The organism is Streptomyces sp. WAC06614, from assembly GCF_003949795.1.
Classification (GTDB): domain Bacteria; phylum Actinomycetota; class Actinomycetes; order Streptomycetales; family Streptomycetaceae; genus Streptomyces.
The window spans coordinates 1-6,309 of sequence record NZ_RPRY01000376.1 but is presented as its reverse complement, the minus strand read 5'-3'; the positions used below and the strand labels follow the sequence as shown (position 1 = coordinate 6,309).

The following is a 6,309-nucleotide window of genomic DNA, read 5'->3' as shown; positions in this document are numbered from 1 at the left end:
GCCCCCGACCGCACTCCCTCCGTACGCCCCCCGTACGCCGAGAGCCCGGACATTGCCCCGTGTCAAGTGGCGTGATACACAGAGTGACCATATGTTCTTGCGCATATCGCCCAGGTCAGAGGGTGCGAACGGGGCACGTGCCAGGAGTTCGGCAGAAGAGAGCCGCCAAGTCGACATCCCACGGCGGTTTCATCAGGGAAGATAGTGCGTGACCCCTGCCGGAGGGCACGGGCTACCGGAACTACCCTGACTGGGGCGGTGAGTTACATGATCCTGGCGGCCGAAAAGGGCGACATCAACACCATCATCGGCGGAATCGCCCCGAACTGGGGCCCGTTCGGCAGTCTCGGTGCCGAAGCGAAGGTCATGATCGAAGTCATCATGGCCGTGGCGATCCTGCTCTGCCTGGGCATCGCCATCTGGGGCGCTGCCAAGCAGCGCATCGGCGCGACGGCACTGCGCGACACCTTCAGCGCGGAACAGGGCAAGGGCCTGATCGTGGCCGGCCTGACAGGTGTCTTCATCATCGGCTCGCTCGGCACGCTGTTCACGATCGTCTACGGGATGGCGGTCTAGCCGTGCCGGCTTCCGCCACCTGATGACGACCCACCAGACCGCGTCCACGCGGGAACCAGCGCTACCGTCGAACGACGCGGAGGGGGCGGAGACGGAATGAGCCACGACGACAGCTACGGCGGCGGGGCGGGCGGCGGCTACGGCGACGTCGGCGGCACGGGCCAGACCCGCACCCGCCTCCCGGAGCCCACCTCCGACCCGTACGCCCCACCCCGCCGCGCCGCCCGCCCGTCGCGGGGGCTGGTGACGGTGGTCGGCGTGGTGGTGCTGCTGATCGCGGCGATCGCGTTCGCGAACCAGGACAACACGAGGAACGACCCGACGGACCAACCGTCGACCTCGGACAAGGCTCCTGCCTCCGGCCCGACGGACGCCACAGGGACGCGTCCCGTGGACGGCAAGAACGGGCAGATCCCCAAGGGATTCGCCCAGAACGAGCAGGGAGCCCAGTCGGCGGCCGCCAATTTCGCCGTGGCGCTGGGTTCTGACGGAATGTTCAAGAAGGACACCCGGCACGCCTTGGTGGACGGCATCTACACCCAGGACGCCGCGGCCCGCCTGAAGGGACCGCAGGACCAGGCGTACTCCGCACCCTTCCTGGGCAAGCTGGGCCTCGACGCGAACGGCAACCCGCCCCAGGGCAGCGTCTTCGTCACGCGGGCCGTCCCTGTCGGTACCCGGATCGACAGCTTCAGCCCGACGAACGCCAAGGTCTCGGTCTGGTACACGGCACTGATCGGCATGTCCGGCCCGCAGTCGACCGACCCCGTCCGCACCACGTGGAAGACGTGGACGTTCGACCTCGTCTGGGCGGGCGGCGACTGGAAGGTCGCCGGCGACAGCCAGCAGGACGGGCCCGCGCCCGTCCCCGGCGATGTCCGGGCGTCGACGTCCGACGACATCAGCAAGGCCATCAAGGAGTTCGGAGGGTTCACCTATGCCCGGTAGGCTCCGCACACGGCTCGGCGTCGTCGCCACCGTCCACGTCGCCCTGGTCTCGATGGCAGCTCGTGCCCACGCGGCCCCGACCCCCACGCCGACCCCCACTCCCACACCGACGTCGTCGCCGTCCGCGAGCAACAGCGTCTGTGACGCGCTCATCGGCCCGGCCAAGCAGTACTGCGAGAAGGGCGAGTCCGGCGCAGGCAGCACGCCCGGGACCGGCCCGTCCCTGAGCAACCCCGACAGCCCTCTGGACCCCTTGGCCTCCCTCGCCCGCGGCTGCGCCGACGCCGCCTCCTGGATCGTCGGCAAGCTCAGCGAGGCCGTCAAGAACACCGCCGCCGTCGACTTCACCAACGGCACGTTCCTCCAGCAGTACGCCGTCGTCTTCGCCGCCTCCACGGTCCTGACCCTCGTCCTGTGGCTGCTCGCCGTCGCCAAGCGCGCCATCCGCGGCGTACCGCTCAGCACCGCCGTCTCCGAAGCCATCGGCTTCCTCTGGCTCACCGTGCTGGCCTCCGCCTTCACCCCGCTCGTCCTCTACACCGTGGTCTCCGCCACCGACGGCGTCACGCAGGTCATCGCCTCCGCCACCGGCGGCCAGACCGACGTGTTCTTCGGCTCCTTCGGCGAGGCCCTCAAGAAGGGCCAGGACATCGGCGGCGGCCCGATCATGCTGATCGTCGTCGCCCTCGTCACCGTCCTCGCCGCCGGCGTCCTGTGGCTGGAGCTGGTCATCCGCGCCGCCCTGCTCTACGTCGGCGCGCTCCTCGGCACCGTCGTCTACGCCGGCCTGGTCGACCGCAACATGTGGGGCCACGTCCGCCGCTGGGCCGGGATCATGATCGCCGTGATCATGGTCAAGCCGATCATCGTGATCGTCCTAGGCCTGGCCGGCGCCCTCGCCGGCGACAAGGGCCCCAACGCCTTCTCCGCCGTGGTCTCCGGCCTCGCCATCATCCTGCTGGCCATCTTCGCCTCCGCGATGATCTACCGCTTCGTACCCGGCTTCGGCGACGAGATCTCCGCCGCCCGCAGCAACCGCAAGCAGGCCACCGACGGAGCCCAGGCCGCCGCCGTCATCAGCTCCCCCGCCACCCTCGTCTCCCAGGGCATCAAGACCCACAGCAGCCGCGGCGGTTCCCACCGCGCCGGCGGCGGCGAAGGCGGCACCGGCGGCAACCAGATCTCCGGAGGCATGGCCGCCCACAGCAGCCGCGGCCCCGCAGGCGGCGGCAGCGTCCCCTCCGCGACCCCCGCGCCCCGTACGAGCACGGGCACGAGCCCGAGGAACACAGGAGGTGACGGGCGTTGACGGCCCAGTCCCACCAGATCCACCCGATCGCGCCCCGCCGCACGTACCTGATCGGCCGCGCCCGGCCGAACGCCATCGTCGGCAAGAACCGCGAGACGGGCGAGATCGCCCTCGTCATCGCCGGGGCCTTCCTCGGCATGATGAGCGGGCTGCTGGTCCCCGCCCTCACCGCGCGGATCGTCCTGCTCGTCGGCTTCCCGCTGCTCGCCCTCGCCGCGGTCTACGTGCCCTACCGGGGCCGCACGTTCTACAAGTGGTTCGAGATCAACCGCAGCTACAAGCGCACCCTGCGCCGCGGCGCCACCTTCCGCTCCGCCGCCATGGAGGCCGGCACCCGCGCCTCCGACGGCCGCGAGGTCGAGATCGGCCCGCCCCCCGGCATCGGCCGCATCAACTGGCTCGCCGCCCCCTTCGGCCCCGACGAGATCGCCGTCCTGCTGCACGCCGACCGCAGGACCGTCACTGCGGCCATCGAGATCGAGGGCCCCGGCGTCGGCCTGCGCGACAGCGAGGACCAGGAAGCCCTCGTCGACCGCTTCGGCACCCTCCTCAAGCACGTCGCCAACGGCGACGGCTTCGTCACCCGGCTGCAGATGCTCGCCCGCACCCTGCCCGCCGACCCCGACGCCCACGCCAAGGACGTCGCCCAGCGCGGCGACGCCCACTCCCCGGCCTGGCTGCGCGACTCCTACGAGCAGCTCCAGTCGATGGTCTCCACCTCCTCCGAGCAGCACCGCGCCTACCTCGTCGCCTGTATGCACTACACGCGCGAACTCGCCGCCGAGGCCCACACCATCGCCCGCGCCGCCACCCCGCAGCGCGGCCGCCGGCTCGACAAGGACGCCGGTCTCGCCGTCGTCATGGCCCGCGAGCTCACCGACATCTGCGCCCGCCTCGCCGAGGCCGACATCCGCGTCCGCCAGCCCCTCGGCCAGGGCCGACTCGCCTCCCTCGTGCACTCCATGTACGACCCGGACCACCCCATCGACCACATCCAGGCCATGACCAAGCGCAACGCCTGGCCCGCCGAGCTCGACGCCACCGAGCCCACCTTCCTCCAGGCCAAGACCCGCGAGTCCTCCACCCGCGCGCCCTGGTGCCACGCCACCGCCTGGGTCAAGGAATGGCCCATGACCCCCGTCGGCGTGAACTTCCTCGCCCCGCTCCTCGTCCACACCCCCGACGTGATCCGCACGGTCGCCGTCACCATGGACCTGGAGCCCACCGAGGTCGCCATCGAGCGGATGCTGACCGAGAAGACCAACGACGAGGCCGACGCCAGCCGCGCCGCGAAGATGAACCGCACGGTCGACCCCCGCGACATCGCCGCCCACGGCCGGCTCGACCAGAGGGGTGAAGATCTCGCCAGCGGTGCGGCCGGGGTCAACCTGGTCGGGTACATCACGGTGTCGTCGCGTTCCCCGGAGGCCCTCGCCCGCGACAAGCGGACCATCCGCGCTTCGGCCGGCAAGTCGTACCTGAAGCTCGAATGGTGCGACCGCGAGCACCACCGCGCCTTCGTCAACACCCTGCCGTTCGCCACCGGCATCCGAAGCTAGCTGGAGGCAGCCGCCATGCGAGATCCGCTGTCCGTCCTGACGGACGCCTTCACCAGCTTCCTGTTCGGCAAGGTCGAGACGACCCGCCTCCCGGTCCGCACCTCCACCGGCCAGGCCCAGGCCGTCTACCTGCCCACCGCCGCCCCCGGCCTCGGCGACTCCGGTGTGATCATCGGCCGGGAGGTCTACAGCGGCAAGGGCTACATCTACGACCCCTTCCAGCTCTACGGCCAGCAGCTCCCCGCCCCCCACTGGCTGGTCCTCGGCGAGTCCGGCAACGGCAAGTCCGCACTGGAGAAGACGTACGTCCTGCGCCAGCTCAGGTTCCGCGACCGCCAGGTCGTGGTCCTCGACGCCCAGGGCGAGGACGGCGTCGGCGAATGGAACCTCATCGCGGAAGCCCTGGGGATAACCCCCATCCGCCTGGACCCGGTCGCCGCCGGCGGGGACGGCATCCGCCTCAACCCGCTCGACCCGTCCATCACCACCACCGGCCAGCTCGCCCTGCTGCGCACCATCATCGAGGTCGCGATGGGGCACGGCCTGGACGAACGTTCCGGCTTCGCCCTCAAGGTCGCCCACGCCTACGTCACGGAGACCATCACCGACCGCCAGCCGGTCCTGACCGACATCGTGGAACAGCTGCGCCACCCGGAGGCCGAATCCGCGGAGGCCATGAACGTCGACATAGACGACGTCCGCGCCTGGGGCCTGGACGTGGCCCTCGTCCTCGACCGCCTGGTCGACGGCGACCTGCGCGGCATGTTCGACGGCCCGACCACGGTCGGCATCGACCTCGACGCCCCGCTCATCGTCTTCGACCTCTCGCACATCGACCGCAACTCCATCGCCATGCCCATCCTGATGGCGATCGTCGGCGTCTGGCTGGAGCACACCTGGATCAGGCCCGACCGGAAGAAGCGGATCTTCCTGGTCGAAGAGGCCTGGCACATCATCAACAGCCCGTTCGTGGCCCAGCTCTTCCAGCGGCTGCTGAAGTTCGGCCGCCGCCTCGGCCTGTCCTTCGTCGCCGTCGTCCACCACCTCTCCGACGTCGTCGACGGAGCCGCCGCCCGGGAGGCCGCGGCCATCCTCAAGATGGCCTCCACCCGGACCATCTACGCCCAGAAGGCGGACGAGGCCCGCGCCACCGGCCGGGTCCTCGGCCTGCCCCGCTGGGCCGTCGAGATCATCCCCACCCTCACCCCCGGCATCGCGGTCTGGGACGTCAACGGCAACGTGCAGGTGGTCAAACACCTGATCACCGAGACGGAACGCCCCCTGGTCTACACCGACCGCGCCATGACCGAATCCTCGGCACCACCGCCGCAAGCACCCCTGAACGACGACCTGCTCGCGGCCGAACTGGAGGCGGAAGAACGCGCCATGCGCATCGAACGACGCCACGGCGGTGGGGCGACGGTGGCCTGACATGGCCGACCAGCGCCCCGCGGCGAGAACCCCGGCCGGCGGGACCGGCCGCCCCGGCGGCATCCCGGACGGACTCCTGGTGGGCCTGCTGGCCTTCCTGCTGGGCCTGGCGGTCCTCGTGTGGACCGCCACCGGCCTGGCCGCCCTGCTGGCCCGCGGGAGCTGGCCGGACGCCGTCACCTTCGGACGCACCCCGACCGCGGTCCGCGCGCTGATAACCCAACCCCACGACATCCCCGCCGCCTGGCCGGACACCGACCCGGCGGCCCTGTCGGGCTGGGGCCTGTTCTGGGGCCTCTTCGTGGGCCAGCTCCTGGTCCTGCTCGTCCTGACCCTCTTCGCGCTCGGCGTGGTGGCCCGCACCAAGGCCCGCCGCACCCGCCTCAAGGCCGAGGCGGAGGCCGGGGCCAGGACCGGGGCCACCCGGCCCACGCCCGACCTCGCCCCGGCCCGCACCACACCCGAACCGACGACGCCACCCCCCAC

5 protein-coding genes and 1 pseudogene are annotated in these 6,309 nt (G+C 71.1%); all 6 read left to right on the top strand.

Annotation, left to right across the window (positions count from 1 at the left end):
* The first annotated feature begins 267 nt into the window (after nucleotides 1-267).
* On the top strand, nucleotides 268-576 hold the full coding sequence (locus tag EF918_RS31090) for a hypothetical protein (RefSeq protein WP_125652265.1): 309 nt from the start codon (nucleotides 268-270) through the stop codon (nucleotides 574-576).
* Nucleotides 577-672: 96 nt separating this feature from the next.
* Nucleotides 673-1,524, top strand: a complete 852-nt coding sequence (locus EF918_RS31085; RefSeq protein WP_125652264.1) for a hypothetical protein — start codon at nucleotides 673-675, stop codon at nucleotides 1,522-1,524.
* Nucleotides 1,514-2,833, top strand: a complete 1,320-nt coding sequence (locus EF918_RS31080) for a hypothetical protein (protein WP_125652263.1) — start codon at nucleotides 1,514-1,516, stop codon at nucleotides 2,831-2,833. Before EF918_RS31085 ends, EF918_RS31080 begins: the two co-directional genes overlap by 11 nt.
* Nucleotides 2,830-4,392 (top strand): SCO6880 family protein, encoded by a 1,563-nt coding sequence (locus tag EF918_RS31075; protein WP_125652262.1) that lies wholly within the window; start codon nucleotides 2,830-2,832, stop codon nucleotides 4,390-4,392. Before EF918_RS31080 ends, EF918_RS31075 begins: the two co-directional genes overlap by 4 nt.
* Before the next feature lie 15 nt (nucleotides 4,393-4,407).
* Nucleotides 4,408-5,823, top strand: coding sequence for an ATP-binding protein (locus EF918_RS31070; RefSeq protein WP_125652261.1), 1,416 nt, complete (start codon nucleotides 4,408-4,410; stop codon nucleotides 5,821-5,823).
* A gap of 1 nt (nucleotide 5,824) precedes the next feature.
* Nucleotides 5,825-6,309 (top strand): annotated as a pseudogene (locus tag EF918_RS31065) (type VI secretion protein); the annotation flags it as partial.